This window comes from Streptomyces sp. NPDC012466, assembly GCF_042955215.1.
Classification (GTDB): Bacteria; Actinomycetota; Actinomycetes; order Streptomycetales; family Streptomycetaceae; genus Streptomyces.
This window is the reverse complement of sequence record NZ_JBIBEQ010000007.1, coordinates 120,033-137,232: the sequence shown is the minus strand read 5'-3', so window position 1 is coordinate 137,232 and position 17,200 is coordinate 120,033. Positions and strand designations below refer to the sequence as shown.

Below are 17,200 nucleotides of genomic sequence, written 5' to 3'. Positions count from 1 at the left end.
GCGCTCGCCCGTCCTGTCCACAGGGCTTGCGTACCTGTCCCACTTCGGCTATCGGGAAGGACGGCCACGCCATGCCCGCAGATCTCGCCGTCATCGGACTCGGCCCGTACGGCCTGCCCCTGGCCCAGGCCGCCGTCGCCGCCGGCATCCCCACCATCGGCTACCGGACCGGACCCGAGGCGGGCTCGCTCAGCCCCGCCGAACTGCGCCGGATGCTCTCGGGGGGCTTCCGGCCGACCACCGACCCGGCCGAGCTCGGCCGGGTGCGCACCGCGGTCATCTGCGCGCCGACGCCGCGCGGGGCGGACGGCGGGCTAGACCTGAGCCAGCTGGAGGCGGCCGCCCGGACCCTGGCCGCCCGTCTGCGCCCGCACACCACGGTGATCCTGGAGTCACCCGTGCACCCGGGGGCGACGGAGGGATTCCTGCGTCCGCTTCTCGAAGAGGGCTCCGGTCTGCGCGCGGGCCGCGACTTCCACCTCGCGTACTCCCCCAGCCGGGTCGACCCCGGCAACCGCGACGTCACGCCCGCCACCACCCCCAAGGTCATCGGCGGCCTCACCCCGGCCTGCACCGAGTCGGCCGCCGCGTTCTACGGACGGCTGACCGACAAGGTGGTACGCGCGCGTGGTCCCCGCGAGGCGGAGACCGTGCAGCTGCTGGAGACCAACTACCGGCACGTGAACATCGCCCTCGTGAACGAGATGGCCGTCCTCTGCAACGACCTGGGCGTCGACCTCTGGGACGTCGTCCGCTGCGCGGAGACCAAGCCGTTCGGCTTCCAGGCCTTCCGCCCGGGCCCCGGCGTCGGCGGCCACTCCGTACCCCAGGACATGACCGCCGCCGGTGGCCGCGGCCTGCGCATGGTGGAACTGGCCCAGCAGGTCAACCGCCGTATGCCCGGCTACGTCGTCCAGCGCGCCGCCACACTCCTCAACGAACACGGCAAGTCGGCCCGCGGCGCCCGGGTGCTCCTCCTCGGCGTCACCTACAAGCCCGACCTCGCCGACCTCCAGGGCACCCCGGCCCAGGAGATCGCCCTGCGCCTGCTGGAACTGGGTGCCTCGGTCAGCTACCACGACCCCCACGTCCCCGCCTGGAGCGTCCTCGACCGCCCCATCCCCCGCGCGGACTCCCTCTACGAGGCAGCCGCCGACGCGGACCTGACCATCCTGCTCCAGCAGCACCGCACGTACGACCTCCAGGGCCTGTCGGTGAAGGCCCAGCTCCTGCTCGACACACGGGGCGCGGCACCCACGGGGGCGGCGCACCGGTTGTGACGGGGCCGGGCCAGGTGGTCCGGAGCACCGAAAAGGGCCGGTCACCCCACCCGGGTGACCGGCCCTTCCGCGTTCTCCCGGCCTACCGCCGGTGCTGCGAGTCCGCCACCGTCACCTCGACGCGCTGGAACTCCTTCAGCTCGCTGTAACCGGTCGTGGACATGGCCCGGCGCAGCGCGCCGAAGAGGTTCATCGAGCCGTCCGGGGTGTGGGACGGGCCCGTGAGGATCTCCTCCAGGGTGCCGACCGTGCCGAGGGCGACCTTCTTGCCGCGCGGCAGTTCCTCGTTCACCGCCTCCATGCCCCAGTGGTGGCCCTTGCCCGGGCCGTCGGTCGCACGGGCCAGCGGGGAGCCCATCATGACCGCGTCGGCGCCGCAGGCGATCGCCTTGGGCAGGTCGCCGGACCAGCCGACACCGCCGTCGGCGATCACGTGCACGTACCGGCCGCCCGACTCGTCCATGTAGTCGCGGCGGGCGGCGGCCACGTCGGCGACCGCCGTCGCCATGGGGACCTGGATGCCGAGGACGTTGCGCGTGGTGTGCGCGGCGCCGCCGCCGAAGCCGACCAGCACACCGGCCGCGCCGGTGCGCATCAGGTGCAGGGCCGCCGTGTACGTGGCGCAGCCGCCGACGATCACCGGGACGTCCAGCTCGTAGATGAACTGCTTCAGGTTCAGCGGCTCGGACGCCCCGGAGACGTGCTCCGCCGAGACCGTCGTACCGCGGATGACGAAGATGTCCACGCCCGCGTCCACGACGGCCTTGGAGAACTGGGCGGTGCGCTGCGGGGAAAGCGCGGCGGCGGTGACGACGCCGGAGTCGCGCACCTCCTTGATGCGCTGCCCGATCAGCTCCTCCTTGATGGGAGCCGCGTAGATCTCCTGCAGACGGCGGGTCGCGGTCTCCGAATCCAGCTCGGCGATCTCGTCGAGCAGCGGCTGCGGGTCCTCGTAGCGCGTCCACAGACCTTCGAGGTTCAGCACGCCGAGGCCGCCGAGCTCGCCGATGCGGATCGCGGTGGCCGGGGAGACGACCGAGTCCATGGGGGCGGCCAGGAAGGGGAGCTCGAAGCGGTAGGCGTCGATCTGCCAGGCGATCGAGACCTCCTTCGGGTCCCGCGTACGGCGGCTGGGGACGACGGCGATGTCGTCGAAGGCGTACGCCCGGCGGCCGCGCTTGCCGCGCCCGATCTCGATCTCAGTCACGTCTGTGGCCTTTCCCTGATGCGTTGCAGCGTCTTCCAGTATCGCCGACGGGCACGGCGAGGGCGGCCCCGGATGCTCCGGAGCCGCCCTCGGAAGGCCGGGCCGCTACTTGTTGCGGCTGTAGTTCGGTGCCTCGACCGTCATCTGGATGTCGTGCGGGTGGCTCTCCTTGAGACCCGCGGAGGTGATCCTGACGAAGCGGCCCTTGGTCTCCATCTCCTCGATGGAGGCGGCGCCCACGTAGCCCATCGTCTGGCGCAGGCCGCCGACGAGCTGGTGCAGGACGTTGGCCAGCGGACCGCGGTAGGGCACCTGGCCCTCGATGCCCTCGGGCACGAGCTTGTCGTCGGAGCCGACCTCGGCCTGGAAGTAGCGGTCCTTGGAGTACGACTTGGCCTGGCCGCGGGACTGCATCGCACCGAGCGAGCCCATGCCGCGGTACGACTTGAACTGCTTGCCGTTGATGAACTGCAGCTCGCCCGGGGACTCCTCACAGCCGGCGAGGAGGCTGCCCAGCATCACGGTGTCGGCGCCGGCGGCCAGGGCCTTGCCGATGTCGCCGGAGTACTGCAGGCCGCCGTCGCCGATCAGCGGGATGCCCGCCGGACGGGCCGCGAGGGACGCCTCGTAGATGGCGGTGACCTGCGGGACGCCGATGCCGGCGACCACGCGGGTGGTGCAGATCGAGCCGGGGCCCACTCCGACCTTGATGCCGTCGACGCCGGCGTCGATCAGCGCCTGGGCGCCGTCACGCGTGGCGACGTTGCCGCCGATCACGTCGACGCCCACGCTCGACTTGATCTTCGCCATCCAGCTGAGCGCGTTGCTGTTGTGGCCGTGCGAGGTGTCGACGACCAGGAAGTCCACGCCCGCGCCGGCGAGCGCCTGGGCGCGCTCCAGGGCCTCGGGGCTGGCGCCCACGGCCGCGCCGACGAGCAGCCGGCCCTCGCCGTCCTTCGCCGCGTTGGGGTACTGCTCGGCCTTGACGAAGTCCTTGACCGTGATCAGGCCCTTGAGGACACCCGCGTCGTCGACCAGCGGAAGCTTCTCGATCTTGTGACGGCGCAGCAGCTCCATGGCGTCGGCACCGGAGATGCCGACCTTGCCGGTGACCAGCGGCATCGGCGTCATGACCTCGCGCACCTGACGCGTGCGGTCGGTCTCGAAGGCCATGTCGCGGTTGGTGACGATGCCGAGCAGCTTCTTGTTGCCGTCGGTGACCGGGACGCCGCTGATGCGGAACTTGGCGCACAGGGCGTCGGCCTCGCCCAGCGTCGCGTCCGGGTGCACCGTGATCGGGTCGGTGACCATGCCGGACTCGGAGCGCTTGACGAGGTCGACCTGGTTGACCTGGTCCTCGATGGAGAGGTTGCGGTGCAGCACGCCGACGCCGCCCTGGCGGGCCATCGCGATCGCCATGCGGGACTCGGTCACCTTGTCCATCGCCGCGGAGAGCAGCGGGATGTTCACCCGGACGTTGCGGGAGATGCGGGACGAGGTGTCGACCGCGTTGGGGAGCACCTCGGATGCACCCGGCAGCAGCAGCACGTCGTCGTAGGTCAGCCCGAGTGTCGCGAATTTACCGGGCACTCCGTCGACGTTGGCAGTCATGACACCTTCCCCAAATGGCCTTGATCGGTGCGGATGTCCATGCTAACGGGAAGCGCGGCTGTCTCATTCCACGGTTCCGTCTGGCTCCGGGCTTCGTATGTTCGTACGGAAGCGACGCACCGCCTGTTCAACAGAGGGGTCGTTGCAGCAGGGCTACTGCTCGGCCAGCGCCCGCAGCCGGCTCAGCGCCCTGTGCTGGGCCACCCGGACCGCACCGGGTGACATTCCCAACATCTGGCCGGTCTCCTCGGCCGTCAGCCCCACCGCGATCCGCAGCAGCAGCAGTTCCCGCTGGTTCTCGGGCAGGTTGGCCAGGAGTTTCTTGGCCCATTCCGCGTCACTGCTGAGCAGGGCGCGCTCCTCCGGGCCGAGGGAGTCGTCCGGGCGCTCGGGCATCTCGTCGGAGGGGACGGCCGTCGAGCCGGGGTGACGCATGGCCGCGCGTTGCAGGTCGGCGACCTTGTGGGCGGCGATGGCGAAGACGAACGCCTCGAAGGGGCGCCCGGTGTCCCGGTAGCGGGGCAGTGCGAGGAGCACCGCCACGCAGACCTCCTGGGCGAGGTCCTCCACGAAGTGCCGGGCATCGCCCGGGAGGCGGGACAGACGAGTGCGGCAGTAGCGCAGGGCCAGCGGGTGGACATGGGCGAGCAGGTCGTGCGTCGCCTGCTCGTCCCCGTCGACGGCGCGGTGGACGAGCGCACCGATCGCGCCCTGGGCATGGGCCGCCTCGTCGTCGCGCATCGGTCCATGGTGCCTTGCGGCCACCGGGTCCGTGGCACCGCGCCCGTTGTTGTGCACCGAAGCGTTATGAGCAGGTGCGCCGGCACTCATCCCCTGCGCCCTCCCCTTCCGCTCGACCGACTCGTCCCCGAGGAACTCCACACCCTCAAGGATGCGGCATCCGCGGCGAAACGAGCATCGGGCCTCCGGCGGACCCCCGGTCCACCCGCGCCCACCTGGCGTTCCGTGCCCTCACCACGACCGCTGGGGCCTGCCGTTCGGATCATCCCGGGGACGTGGGCCCTCGCCTGCGCCCTCCCGAGCTCTCGACCTCGCTCGGGCAGGGGCAGATCCCCGCCGGCGCTGCCGTCGGCCGCCGGCTCCGGTCCGCGCGTGTGCGGCTCGCGCGGGGGCATCCGTGTGCCCCCGCTCTCCGGCCCTGGCCGGAGGCCGCGCGGCGTCGAAGCCGGCCCGATCCGAAGGACAGGCCCTAGCGCACCAGACCCCACCGGAAGCCGAGCGCCACCGCGTGGGCCCGGTCCGAGGCGCCGAGCTTCTTGAACAGGCGCCGGGCGTGGGTCTTGACGGTGTCCTCGGAGAGGAACAGCTCGCGGCCGATCTCCGCGTTGGAGCGGCCGTGGCTCATGCCTTCGAGGACCTGGATCTCACGCGCTGTGAGCGTGGGCGCGGCGCCCATCTCGGCCGACCGCAGCCTGCGCGGGGCGAGCCGCCAGGTCGGGTCGGCCAGGGCCTGGGTCACCGTCGCGCGCAGTTCCGCGCGGGAGGCGTCCTTGTGCAGATAGCCGCGGGCACCGGCGGCGACCGCGAGGGCCACACCGTCCAGGTCCTCGGCGACGGTGAGCATGATGATGCGCGCACCGGGGTCGGCGGACAGCAGCCGACGGACCGTCTCCACGCCGCCCAGTCCGGGCATGCGCACGTCCATCAGAATCAGGTCCGAGCGGTCGGCCCCCCAGCGGCGGAGGACTTCCTCGCCGTTGGCCGCCGTCGTCACGCGCTCTACGCCGGGCACGGTCGCGACCGCACGACGGAGCGCCTCTCGGGCAAGCGGGGAGTCGTCGCAGACGAGGACGGATGTCATGACCGCCCTCCGCAGCTGATGCACGTCACCTTGAGCCTCCAGGCTGGTACGAAATCGTCACCTGTGCGGTCGACCGTCTCGGACGCCCGCCCGAGCGCTTGTTCCTTCAACCGCCTCGCACTCTCAACGACGGTCACTCGAAAGAGTTACGGGGGTGGCTGCCATCTTCGGCACTCTACGTGAGGGGGCGGACACGGTGCAGATATGCGCAGCAGACCCTCGAACTTTCATCACAACCTATGCCCCATTCAGACCCATTTCTTCCGCTTTGCCAGTGTCTGGAGCTAGATTCGCAATGAGTCATATTTTCATCTCCTTAGATCGTAGTTGTACGGTCGTAGACACCGGATCCGCCCAGAACGGCTACAAGGGGTCACGTAATGGCAGATTTCTCCCGCCTTCCCGGACCGAACGCGGACCTGTGGGACTGGCAGCTGCTGGCTGCCTGTCGCGGGGTGGACAGCTCGCTCTTCTTCCATCCGGAGGGCGAGCGCGGTGCGGCGAGGAGCGCTCGTGAGAACTCGGCCAAAGAGGTCTGCATGAGGTGCCCGGTACGTGCCGAGTGCGCCGCCCACGCCCTGGCGGTCCGCGAGCCGTACGGCGTGTGGGGCGGGCTGACCGAGGACGAGCGCGAAGAGCTCATGGGGCGGGCGCGCAACCGGCTGGTGTCGGCGTCGGCATCGGGCGGACACTCCGCCTCGAACAACTGAAGGAACGTTTCTGCAAACAGGCACGCGCACGCGTGCCGTTGGTTTTTGACGCCGCTGGGCGGTCGCTAGCGGCGGGCGGCCCGGGCCAGCTGGTCGAGCGTCGCGGCCACCGCCGGGACCTGTGCGAGGTCGGGCAGCGTGAGCGCGACGATCTCCCGCCGCACCGCCGGTTCGAGCCGCACGGTGCGCACCCCCCGGGGCCGTACCGACTCGACGGCCAGCTGGGGCAGCACGGCCACGCCCAGGCCGGCGCCGACGAGGCCGACGACGGCCGGGTAGTCGTCGGTCGCGAAGTCGATGCGCGGGGCGAAGCCGGCCGCCGCGCACACCTCGATCAACTGTCCGCGGCAGCGGGGGCAGCCCGCGATCCACGGCTCCCCGGTGAGCTCGCCGATGGCGACGGACTCCGCGCCGGCCAGCCGGTGCCGCTCCGGTACGAGCGCGACGAGCCGGTCGGACAGCAGCGGCCGTACCACCAGGTCGTCCCATTCCTCGGCGCCCGCCGCCCCCTCGTAGCGGAAGGCGAGTGCCACGTCGCAGTCGCCCTCGCGCAGCAGGCCGACGGACGCGGGCGGTTCGGCCTCCTCCAGCGAGACGCGGGTGCCGGGGTGTGCCTCGCGGAGCGCGGCGAGGGCCGTGGGGACGAGGGTGGAGCTGCCACTGGGGAAGGAGACGAGCCGGACCCGGCCCGCGCGCAGCCCGGCGATGGCGGCGACCTCCTCCTCGGCGGCCGTGAGTCCGGCGAGAATCCCGGCGGCGTGCCGCACCAGGGCCTCACCGGCCTGGGTCAGGCGCATCTCCCGGCCGGTGCGGATCAGCAGCGGCGTGCCGACGGAGGCTTCCAGGGCCTTCATCTGCTGGCTGACGGCGGGCTGGGTGCAGCCCAGTTCGCGGCCCGCGGCGGAGAAGGAACCGGTGGACGCGACGGCGCGCAGGACACGGAGATGACGAGCTTCGATCACTCTTCGAGGATAAGCGACCCTTTGACGCCGCTGCCGATAATGCGTCGACGCTTTGGGGGCCGGTCGCCTACCGTGCGGGCATGAGGCTTCTGTCAGTGAATCTGGGCCGTGCCGCGGCCGTGCCGTACACGGACAACCCGGAGGGCGTGACCGGGATCGACAAGCGGCCGGTGGACGGGCCGGTGCGGGTGTCCGCGCCCGGGCCCAAGGGCATCGGCGGCAGCGGGCTGGCCGGCGACGCGGTGTGCAAGCTGGAGCACCACGGCGGCGACGACCAGGCGGTGTACGCCATGGCCCGCGAGGACATGGACGCATGGGAGCGCGAGCTGGGCCGGACGCTGGCCGACGGCGCGTTCGGCGAGAACCTCACGACCCAGGGCCTGGACGTGTCCGGGGCCCTGATCGGGGAGCGCTGGCGCGTGGGGCCCGAGGTGGTGCTGGAGATCACCTCCGGGCGGATTCCGTGCCGTACGTTCCAGGGCCATATGGACGAGAAGGGCTGGGTGAAGCGGTTCACGCAGCGGGGGGCACCCGGGGCGTATCTGCGGGTGATCGTGCCCGGGGAGATCCGGGCGGGCGATGCCGTCGAGATCGTGCACCGGCCCGACCACGACGTGACCGTGGCCCTGCAGTTCCGGGCGGTGACGACCGAGCGGACGCTGCTGCCGCGCCTGCTGGCGGCGGGCGAGGCGCTGCACCCGGAGCTGCTGAGGACGGCGCGGGAGTACGAGGAGAAGTACGGGGGCTGACGGCCGCTCACCACGCCCGTCTCCACCGACCCTTCACCACGGACGGCCCTACGGGGAAGCGGATGCACACGCTCCAGGTCACTAACCTTCTGCCATGACAACGGCTCTGATTACGGGATCGACGGCAGGCATCGGGGCCGCGTTCGCGCGGCGACTGGCGGCGGACGGGCACAACCTGGTGCTGGTGGCCCGCGACACCAAGCGGCTCCGGGAACAGGCGACCGAGCTGCACGACCGGCACGGCATCGAGGCGGAGGTGCTGACGGCCGACCTGGCCGAGGACACGGGCATCGAGGCGGTGGCCGCACGCCTGGGCGACCGCAAGAGCCCCGTCGACCTGCTGATCAACAACGCCGGCTTCGGCAACAAGGGCCGCTATCTCGACGTGTCGATGGCCGACGAGCTGCGGATGCTGAAGGTGCACTGCGAGGCGGTGCTGCGGCTGACGTCGGCGGCGACCGAGGCCATGCGCGAGCGCGGCCGCGGCGGCGTCGTCAACGTCGCGTCGGTGGCCGCGTTCGTCCCCCGGGGCACCTACGGCGCGTCCAAGGCCTGGGTCGTGCAGTTCACCCAGGGCGCGGCGCGCGACCTGGCGGGCAGCGGCGTACGGCTGATGGCGCTGTGCCCGGGGTTCGTGCGCACCGAGTTCCACGACCGGGCCGGGATGGGCACGGACAACATCCCGGGCTGGATGTGGCTCGACGCGGACAAGCTGGTGGCGGCGGCGCTGCACGACCTGGCGCGCGGCAAGACGCTGTCCGTTCCGGACCCGCGCTACAAGGCGCTGATGGGGGCGGCGAAGCTGGTGCCGCGGGGGATGCTCGGGGCGGTGTCGTCCAGGACGGGGCGGAAGTACGGGCCGCAGTAGGCGCACCCGGCCGGTCGGCCGCGTGCCGCCCGGCCGGCCCGGCCGGCTCCGCTCCCGTGTGGGCCGGGAGGCATCCGGGCCTTCCCCTTGGGACAATGAGGCTGTTCCAGCCGGACCCAGGGGGGCCGGAGGCGAGGCCATGACCTTCGTACAGCTCATCGAATGCAGGACCAGCCGGCTCGACGAGATGAACCGGCTGATGGACCGGTGGGTCGAGCAGACCAAGGGGAAGCGGACCGCGTCGCACAGCGTGGTGGCGAAGGACCGGTCCGACGCCTCGCACATCGTGGAGATCGTGGAGTTCCCGTCGTACGAGGACGCGATGCGCAACTCCGGGCTGCCGGAGACCGACCGGATCTTCCAGGACATGGTGGCGCTCTGCGACGGGACGCCGACCTTCACGGACCTGGACGTGGTGCGGGACGAGCAGTTGTACGCGGCCACCGCGCGCAGGTTCTTCGAGCTCGCGGCCGGCCAGGGGGACGCGCCGCCGATGAACGACGTGTTCATCGAGGACTACCACGACCACGATCCCGCCAATGTGCAGGACACCATCGGGCTGGACGCGATGCGGCGCGAGGTGGAGGTGTGGCGGGGCGGGTTCGACTTCTCGTTCACCATCGAGGACCAGATGGCGCAGGGCGACCGGGTGTGCACCCGGTGGACCTTCCGTGGGCGCCACACCGGCGATTTCCTGGGGATCCCGCCGACCGGGCAGGACGTCACCATGACCGGCACCACCATCCACCGCTGCACACCCGACGGGAAGATCGCCGAGGGCTGGTGGCAGTACGACCGGCTGGGGCTGATGCAGCAGCTGGGGGCGCTGGAGCCTACGGAGCTCTGACCCCTCGGCGCTCCATGGGTCAGCCCGGCCCGGCGGGCGACGGTGCGCACACACCGGAGACCAGGGGTGTGTGGTGTCCGCATCGTCCGATGGGGCGCACAGAATCCCGGCCTTCGTCGGACACGGCGGCAGCGCAGGCGGATGCGTGCGCTCGTACTCCTCGTGCCAAACGGTGAGCGTGGCGATCAGTGCGACGGTCGCGATGAGCAGTTGGAGCGTCCCTGCGAACGGGTGTGCCGAGCGCAGGAACGCCCAGGCGATCACGAGAGTGACCAGGGTGAAGGCACCGAGCCACAGGACGGGCGCCCAGTCCATCGCGGGCGGCCCGGCATGCTCGTCCGTGCGGCCCCATCCCCGTATCACCAACGCCAGGACCAGCAAGAACGCGGTGGGCAGCTGCATGAGCAGCACGATCAGGGTCAAGCAGCCACCCGCGAACCCGTCACCTCGACAGGATGGGGACCGTCGTCCCGGTTGCCGGTCCTTCTCCACCATCTTCGTCCCCAAGGGCTTGAAGCCAATGGCATGGCCACCATCCGCATGCTTCGAGGCCCGGATCATGAGATCTTGCGGTCGATGCCCCCTACCGGTCGGCCGTCGTCGGCATCCGGTTCGGAGACGGGGCCGGTCGGATCGAGCCGCGCCCGGTCAACATCACGGAGTTCGGCCGCAGCACATCTCGGTGAGCCGCGGGTGTCAGGAGATGTGCAGGGTGCCGCCGCCGGACGGCTAGTCGCCTCCGCCGCCGCCCCCTCCGTCCCCACCGCCGCCGTCACCGCCGCCGTCACCGCCGCCCCCGTCGCCCCCGTCCCCGCCGTCGCTGCCCCAGCCGTCGCCGCCGCCGGGTTCGTTGTCGTCGCGGTCCCTGCCGAGGTTGCTGAACCAGGGGCGCTCCCAGATGTCGTCGCCCGTGTTCCGGCGGGAGCCCACGGCGCGGAACCTGGCCAGGCCCGTGGTGTCGCCGAGGCCGAAGGACACCGCGACCGCGTGGGCCATCACGGCGTCCAGGGGGTCGGGGCTCTCGTGGTGCACGTCGGCCAACGGCAGCAGCACCGAGCCCGGCGGGGGGCCGGATCGCCGTGAGGGGCGGGTCAGCAGCGCGACCCGCTGGTCGTCGCGCAGCAGCCACGAGCTCACGGCGTTCTCGCGGCGCAGGGTCCAGAGCCGGTCCGGCAGGCCGATCTCGACCTTGCTCTTGGACTTGCGCACCTTCTTGCGGAGTTCGAGCCGTGCGGTGACGTCACCGACGGCCATGACCAGGCCGTTGGCCCGGTCGGCGGTGTCGGGGCGGTAGCCGTACGGTGCCCACAGGCGCACGGCGGGGGCGTGCGGGCCCCAGACGTCCACGCGTACCGAGCGCCGGTCCACGGCGACGGTCACCCGTCCGGCGGGGCCGGGCGCGTGGCGGCGGGCGATCCACAGCGGTACGCCTTCCGCCTGCGCCCGTGCGGCGAGGTCGGCCACGTGGTCCGGCCCGCCGCACCTGCGTACCGCCAGTTCGCCCAGCGCGCGGGCGAAGTCGGCAGCGTGACGGGTCTTCAGGGGAGTGGTGGTGCCGGTCACGCGGGTGACCGGGACGACGCCGGGGCCCTGCGGCAACGCGCCCAAGGGGCGTTCGGTGCCCCCGCCGCCGAGCCAGCAGCCCCGCAGGAACGCTTCTGCCATGGCGGCGAGGTTCAGCTCGTCCAGCGGGGTCGTCCTGCCGCCCCTGCGCAGTCCGTCCTCGGTGAGCCGCACCGTCCGCGCCAGCGGGTTGCGGGACCGTTCCCCGTAGAGCACCTGGTTCATCCCTACCCCCTCATGATCCGACTGCCCTGTGGGTAGACCGTCGCCGGCCCCGGCGCGGTTCCCCGACCGGCGGAGGACGGCACGGCGAAGGCCCGGCGGCCCCGTCTCCGGGGTGCCGGGCCTTCGCTCGGGCTCGGGCGGACCGACGTCGTCAGCCCTCAGCCGTCATGCCTCAGTGGGAGTGGCCGTGGCTGTGACCACCGGCGGCCGGCTCCTCCTCTTCCTTCTTCTCGACGACCAGGGTCTCGGTCGTGAGGAGGAGGGAGGCGATGGAGGCGGCGTTCTCCAGGGCGGAGCGGGTGACCTTGACCGGGTCGATGACGCCGGCCTTGACCAGGTCGCCGTACTCGCCGGTGGCGGCGTTGAAGCCCTGGCCCTTGTCGAGCTCGGCGACCTTGGAGGTGATGACGTAACCCTCGAGGCCGGCGTTCTCGGCGATCCAGCGCAGCGGCTCGACGGCGGCCTTGCGGACGACCGCGACGCCCGTGGCCTCGTCGCCGGTCTTGCCGAGGTTGCCCTCGAGGACCTTGACGGCGTGGACCAGCGCGGAGCCACCACCGGAGACGATGCCCTCCTCGACCGCGGCGCGGGTCGCGGAGATGGCGTCCTCCAGACGGTGCTTGCGCTCCTTGAGCTCGACCTCGGTGGCGGCACCCACACGGATGACGCACACGCCGCCGGCCAGCTTCGCGAGGCGCTCCTGGAGCTTCTCGCGGTCCCAGTCGGAGTCGGTGGACTCGATCTCGGCCTTGATCTGGGCGACGCGGCCCTGCACGTCGTCCTTGTTGCCGGCGCCGTCGACGACCGTGGTGTCGTCCTTGGTGACGGTGACGCGGCGGGCGGAGCCGAGCACGTCCAGGCCGACCTGGTCGAGCTTGAGGCCGACCTCCTCGGAGACGACCGTGGCGCCGGTGAGGACGGCCAGGTCCTGCAGCATCGCCTTGCGGCGGTCGCCGAAGCCGGGGGCCTTCACGGCGACGGCGTTGAAGGTGCCGCGGATCTTGTTCACGACGAGGGTCGACAGGGCCTCGCCCTCGACGTCCTCGGCGATGATCAGCAGCGGCTTGGAGGCGTTGGACTGGATGACCTTCTCCAGCAGCGGCAGGAGGTCCGCGATGGCGGAGATCTTGCCCTGCGTGATGAGGATGTACGGGTCGTCCAGGACGGCTTCCATGCGCTCCTGGTCCGTCACGAAGTACGGCGACAGGTAGCCCTTGTCGAAGGCCATGCCCTCGGTGAAGTCCAGCTCCAGACCGAAGGTGTTGGACTCCTCGACGGTGATGACACCGTCCTTGCCGACCTTGTCCATCGCCTCGGCGATGAGCTCGCCGACCTGGCTGTCCTGGGCGGACAGGGCGGCGACGGCGGCGATGTCGGACTTCTCGTCGATCGGGCGGGCCGACGCGAGCAGTTCCTCGGAGACAGCGGCGACGGCGGCGTCGATGCCCTTCTTCAGGGCGGCCGGGGAAGCACCGGCGGCGACGTTCTTCAGGCCCTCGCGCACGAGCGCCTGGGCGAGCACGGTCGCGGTGGTCGTACCGTCACCCGCGATGTCGTTGGTCTTGGTCGCCACCTCCTTGACCAGCTGGGCACCGAGGTTCTCGTACGGGTCCTCGATCTCGACCTCGCGGGCGATCGTGACACCGTCGTTGGTGATGGTGGGAGCGCCGAACTTCTTGTCGATGACGACGTTGCGGCCCTTGGGGCCGATCGTCACCTTGACCGTGTCGGCAAGCTTGTTGACGCCGCGCTCGAGGGCGCGACGGGCGTCCTCGTCGAACTTCAGGATCTTCGCCATGGGAGCGTGAGCCCTCTTCCGGAATCAGGGGTTACGGCACTGCGCCCCGGGCGCCCGGCTTCATAGCGATCGCGGGGGCCAGGGGCGCAGTTCAAAGCAATGTGCTTGGGGTGAATTACTTCTCGACGATCGCGAGCACGTCGCGGGCCGAGAGGACGAGGTACTCCTCGCCGTTGTACTTCACCTCGGTGCCGCCGTACTTGCTGTAGAGCACGACGTCACCGACGGAGACGTCGAGCGGAAGACGGTTGCCGTCCTCGAACCGGCCCGGGCCCACGGCCAGGACGACGCCCTCCTGGGGCTTCTCCTTGGCGGTGTCCGGGATGACCAGGCCAGAGGCGGTGGTCTGCTCGGCGTCGAGCGGCTGGACCACAATGCGGTCCTCGAGCGGCTTGATGGCAACCTTGGAGCTGGTGGTCGTCACGATCCGACCTCCCCCTTCGGAGATCTCACGGGGTTAACTGTCTGAGGTGGCGACCAGGTGGATCCGTCGTCGCGGGTGCCGGACCTGCCCGTCGCTGTGTTGGCACTCTCCTAGGGGGAGTGCCAGACCCGAGACTATGACTGCGATTAGCACTCGGTCAAGCGGACTGCTAATTGCCCGCGGCGCGTCGGCCGGGTGTTCTCTCCAGGTGGTCCTCCAGCCGCCCCACCCGCAGCCCTCTCCGCTCGATCTCCCGCAGCAGCCGCACGGTCCGTTCCGTCAGGGTCGGGGAGGCCGTCTCGCCCGACGGGACCGAGACGATGTCCCCGGGCCGCAGCCCGGAGCGGCCGCGGGTGTACGTCAGTTCGCCCTCGGCGTTCAGGGACGCCCGCCACAGGACGACCGCCGTGATGCCGCAGTCGGCCGCGGCGCGCAGGGTCGTCGTGTCGTAGGTGCCGTAGGGCGGGCGGAAGAGGCGGGGGCTGATGCCGAAGCGGGAGCGCAGTTTGTGCTGCTGGCCGCAGATCTCGGCGCGCTGGCCGGCATAGGGCAGGCCGCGCAGGGCGGGGTGGTCGAGCGTGTGGTTCTGGATGGACGCGCCGACCGCGCGCAGCCGGGCGAAGTGGCCGTAGCCGGGTCCCACGACGCTGTCCGTGAGGAACATGCTGACCGGGAGCCGCCGTTCGCGCACGAGGCCGACGAAGCGGGGGTCGCGTTCGGCCCCGTCGTCGTAGGTGAGGAAGACGACCGGGTCGCGGGTGGCGACGTGGTCCACGACGGGCGGCAGCCGGCGGGTGCCGCCCACCGCACCGGCCGGGTCCCGGGCCCGCCCGTCGGCGGTGCCCGGCCGCTGCCCCGCCCCGGCGCAGCCGGCGAGCAGGACGGCGCACAGCAGGGCGGCGGCCGGCCGCCTCACAGGTAGTCCTCCAGCCGCCCGACCGCGTAGCCCTGGGCCGTGACCTTGTTCAGGAAGCGGCGGACCATGTCGGCCATCGTGCCCTTCCACTGGTCGCGACCCCGGAAGTGCGTGAGGACGATGTCGCCCGGGCGCAGCTTCCGGTCCGCCTCGCGGTACTCCCAGTGGTCGGCGAAGACCTCTTCGTTCCACAGGGGCGCGTAGGCGATGCCGCAGGCCTTGGCGGCGCGCAGGGTCGCCCGGTCGTAGCTGCCGAAGGGTGGGCGGAAGAGGGCGGGCCGGTGGCCGAACCGCCGCTCCATGTAGCGCTGCATGCCGCAGATCTCGCGCTTCTGCGCCCGGTACGACTGGCCCCGCAGGTCGGGGTGGTGGAGGGTGTGGTTGTTCAGGACCACGCCCTGGGACTGCATCCTCCGGAAGTAACGGGGGTCGTCCTTGATCAGGTAGCCGCTGAGGAAGGCCGTGTACGGGAGGTCCAGGTCGCTCGTCATCCGCAGGAACGCCGGGTCCTTCTCAGCGCCGTCGTCGATGGTGAGGAAGACGACCTTGTCCCGGGTGGGGACCGCGGTGAAGACGGGCGGGAGGTCCAGCTCCCGGTGGCCGTCCACCTCGAAGCCCTTGCGGGTCCTGATCCTGGGCTTCGTCGCGGGAGGCGGCGGGGCGGCCAGGGGGACCTTGCGCAGGTTCCAGCGGTGTGCGGCGGCGACCCGGGCGGCGTGCGCGGCGCGCAGCTTGGTGGCGTAGGAGTCGAGCGCGCGGGCCGGGGGCGCGTCGAGGGGCTGCTGGCCGCCGGCCGGGGTGACCCGGTCGCTGCCGCCGCCCTGCGCGCAGCCGGAGGCGATGGCGGCGAGGACGAGCACGCCCAGGACGATCCGCGCGCCGGCGGACGCCCGCCCCGATGCCCGGCTTTTGTCATTTTGTACGACTGCTCGCATGGTGCCGGATCCTCGCAGCCCCCTCCGGCCGATCCCGCCCCGACACCGCGGCCGGTGGCCCACCATCCACCGACTGGCCCACACGCCCCCCGGCCGCCGCCGTGGCCGACAATGATCCGGTGAACGACCTCGCTCCCCTCCTCAGCCCCGAAGGCCGCGCCCTCCTCGACGAGGTGCGGGACACCGACCCGGCGCAGGAGCTGGCCGTCGCGACCCGGCTGCGCCGCGAGCATCCCGCCGAGCTGGTGTCGGCGGCGCTGGGCCAGGCGCGGCTGCGGCAGCGGGCGGCGGTGAAGTTCGGGGCCGAGGACGCGGGCCGGATGTTCTTCACGCCGAACGGGGTCGAGCAGTCGACCCGGGCGAGCGTGGCGGCCTACCGGGCCCGGCGCATGGCCGGCCTGGGCGTCACCTCGGTCGCCGACCTGTGCTGCGGCATCGGCGGTGACGCGATCGCGCTGGCCCGCGCCGGGATCCGGGTGCTGGCCGTGGACCGGGACCCGCAGACGGCCGCGACGGCCCGGGCCAACGCCGACGCGCTGGGCCTGGCCGGCCTCATCGAGGTGCGCGAGGGGGACGTCAGGGACGTGGACACGGCCGGTTTCGACGCCGTGTTCGTCGACCCCGCCCGGCGCGGCGGCCGGGGCCGGATCTTCGACCCCGAGGCCTACTCACCGCCCCTGTCCTGGGCGGTCTCCGCCGCCCGCCGGGCGCCCCGGGCCGCCGCGCTGAAGGTCGCCCCCGGCATCCCGCACGAGGCGGTCCCCGAGGACGCGGAGGCCGAGTGGATCTCCGACGGCGGGGACGTCAAGGAGGCGGTGCTGTGGTTCGGCACCGAGCCCGCGGCGGTCCGGGCCACCCTCCTGCCGGGCCCCCGGACGCTGCTCTCCCGCGGCCTGCCCGACCCGGAGGTCCGCCCGCCCGGCCGCTACCTGTACGAGCCCGACGGCGCCGTCATCCGCGCCCACCTGGTCGCCGAGGTGGCCGACGAGGTTGATGGCGGGCTGCTCGACGCGACCATCGCGTACGTCACGGCCGACGCCCTGCACCCCACCCCGTACGCCACGGCCTACGAGATCACCGACCATCTGCCCTTCAACCTCAAGAGGCTGAAGGCGCTGCTGCGGGAGCGGCGGGTCGGCACGCTGACCGTCAAGAAGCGGGGCTCGGCGGTGGAGCCGGAGGAGCTCCGCAGGAAGGTCAAGCCGCAGGGCCCGCACGCGGCCACCGTGTTCCTGACCCGGGTCGCGGGGGCACCGGCGATGCTCATCGGGCACCCCGCCTGA

Annotated in this window: 16 protein-coding genes and 1 pseudogene; 6 read left to right on the top strand and 11 right to left on the bottom strand. The window is 71.8% G+C overall.

Annotation, left to right across the window (positions count from 1 at the left end):
- Nucleotides 1-71 precede the first annotated feature (71 nt).
- Entirely contained in the window at nucleotides 72-1,280 is a 1,209-nt protein-coding gene (locus ACFY9E_RS25530; RefSeq protein WP_390987791.1) for a nucleotide sugar dehydrogenase, read from the top strand.
- A gap of 82 nt (nucleotides 1,281-1,362) precedes the next feature.
- Here the strand turns inward: ACFY9E_RS25530 and ACFY9E_RS25525 are convergent, their stop codons facing one another.
- The 4 genes from ACFY9E_RS25525 to ACFY9E_RS25510 form a co-directional block, all read right to left on the bottom strand.
- Nucleotides 1,363-2,487: a GuaB3 family IMP dehydrogenase-related protein gene (locus ACFY9E_RS25525; protein WP_390987790.1), complete on the bottom strand. Its 1,125-nt coding sequence runs from the start codon at nucleotides 2,485-2,487 to the stop codon at nucleotides 1,363-1,365.
- 105 nt (nucleotides 2,488-2,592) lie between these two features.
- Entirely contained in the window at nucleotides 2,593-4,098 is a 1,506-nt protein-coding gene (gene guaB, locus ACFY9E_RS25520; RefSeq protein WP_390987788.1) for an IMP dehydrogenase, read from the bottom strand.
- A 153-nt stretch (nucleotides 4,099-4,251) separates the two neighbouring features.
- Nucleotides 4,252-4,839 (bottom strand): sigma-70 family RNA polymerase sigma factor, encoded by a 588-nt coding sequence (locus tag ACFY9E_RS25515; RefSeq protein ID WP_033311556.1) that lies wholly within the window; start codon nucleotides 4,837-4,839, stop codon nucleotides 4,252-4,254.
- A gap of 469 nt (nucleotides 4,840-5,308) precedes the next feature.
- Nucleotides 5,309-5,920 (bottom strand): response regulator transcription factor, encoded by a 612-nt coding sequence (locus ACFY9E_RS25510; RefSeq protein ID WP_003948568.1) that lies wholly within the window; start codon nucleotides 5,918-5,920, stop codon nucleotides 5,309-5,311.
- A gap of 380 nt (nucleotides 5,921-6,300) precedes the next feature.
- On the opposite strand from ACFY9E_RS25510, the gene ACFY9E_RS25505 reads away from it, so the two are divergent.
- Nucleotides 6,301-6,630, top strand: a complete 330-nt coding sequence (locus ACFY9E_RS25505) for a WhiB family transcriptional regulator (RefSeq protein ID WP_352117699.1) — start codon at nucleotides 6,301-6,303, stop codon at nucleotides 6,628-6,630.
- 65 nt (nucleotides 6,631-6,695) lie between these two features.
- Here the strand turns inward: ACFY9E_RS25505 and ACFY9E_RS25500 are convergent, their stop codons facing one another.
- Entirely contained in the window at nucleotides 6,696-7,592 is an 897-nt protein-coding gene (locus tag ACFY9E_RS25500; RefSeq protein ID WP_390987784.1) for a LysR substrate-binding domain-containing protein, read from the bottom strand.
- An 80-nt stretch (nucleotides 7,593-7,672) separates the two neighbouring features.
- On the opposite strand from ACFY9E_RS25500, the gene ACFY9E_RS25495 reads away from it, so the two are divergent.
- The 3 genes from ACFY9E_RS25495 to ACFY9E_RS25485 all read left to right on the top strand — a co-directional run bounded on the left by ACFY9E_RS25495 (nucleotide 7,673) and on the right by ACFY9E_RS25485 (nucleotide 10,056).
- On the top strand, nucleotides 7,673-8,341 hold the full coding sequence (locus ACFY9E_RS25495; protein ID WP_390987782.1) for an MOSC domain-containing protein: 669 nt from the start codon (nucleotides 7,673-7,675) through the stop codon (nucleotides 8,339-8,341).
- Between the two features lie 94 nt (nucleotides 8,342-8,435).
- Nucleotides 8,436-9,209, top strand: a complete 774-nt coding sequence (locus ACFY9E_RS25490) for an SDR family NAD(P)-dependent oxidoreductase (RefSeq protein WP_390987781.1) — start codon at nucleotides 8,436-8,438, stop codon at nucleotides 9,207-9,209.
- Between the two features lie 139 nt (nucleotides 9,210-9,348).
- A complete protein-coding gene (locus tag ACFY9E_RS25485; RefSeq protein ID WP_390987780.1) occupies nucleotides 9,349-10,056 on the top strand; it encodes an ester cyclase in 708 nt (235 codons plus the stop codon).
- 108 nt (nucleotides 10,057-10,164) lie between these two features.
- Here ACFY9E_RS25485 and ACFY9E_RS25480 read toward each other — a convergent pair.
- The 6 genes and pseudogenes from ACFY9E_RS25480 to ACFY9E_RS25455 form a co-directional block, all read right to left on the bottom strand.
- Nucleotides 10,165-10,458, bottom strand: a pseudogene (locus ACFY9E_RS25480) (DUF6234 family protein); the annotation flags it as partial.
- Between the two features lie 327 nt (nucleotides 10,459-10,785).
- Nucleotides 10,786-11,844 carry a hypothetical protein gene (locus ACFY9E_RS25475; RefSeq protein ID WP_390987779.1) on the bottom strand — a complete coding sequence of 353 codons (1,059 nt, stop codon included), beginning with the start codon at nucleotides 11,842-11,844 and terminating at the stop codon, nucleotides 10,786-10,788.
- A gap of 172 nt (nucleotides 11,845-12,016) precedes the next feature.
- Nucleotides 12,017-13,642 (bottom strand): chaperonin GroEL, encoded by a 1,626-nt coding sequence (gene groL, locus ACFY9E_RS25470; protein WP_352117670.1) that lies wholly within the window; start codon nucleotides 13,640-13,642, stop codon nucleotides 12,017-12,019.
- A gap of 115 nt (nucleotides 13,643-13,757) precedes the next feature.
- Entirely contained in the window at nucleotides 13,758-14,066 is a 309-nt protein-coding gene (gene groES, locus ACFY9E_RS25465) for a co-chaperone GroES (RefSeq protein WP_003974211.1), read from the bottom strand.
- 169 nt (nucleotides 14,067-14,235) lie between these two features.
- The gene (locus ACFY9E_RS25460; RefSeq protein ID WP_390987777.1) at nucleotides 14,236-14,982 is read right to left on the bottom strand and encodes a polysaccharide deacetylase family protein; all 747 of its coding nucleotides are present in this window, start codon (nucleotides 14,980-14,982) and stop codon (nucleotides 14,236-14,238) included.
- Complete coding sequence (locus tag ACFY9E_RS25455) at nucleotides 14,979-15,917, bottom strand: polysaccharide deacetylase family protein (protein WP_390987776.1); 939 nt, start codon at nucleotides 15,915-15,917, stop codon at nucleotides 14,979-14,981. The genes ACFY9E_RS25460 and ACFY9E_RS25455 overlap by 4 nt, the downstream gene beginning before the upstream one ends.
- 119 nt (nucleotides 15,918-16,036) lie before the next feature.
- Here ACFY9E_RS25455 and ACFY9E_RS25450 point away from each other — a divergent pair, with 119 nt between their 5' ends.
- Nucleotides 16,037-17,200: a methyltransferase domain-containing protein gene (locus ACFY9E_RS25450; protein WP_390987775.1), complete on the top strand. Its 1,164-nt coding sequence runs from the start codon at nucleotides 16,037-16,039 to the stop codon at nucleotides 17,198-17,200.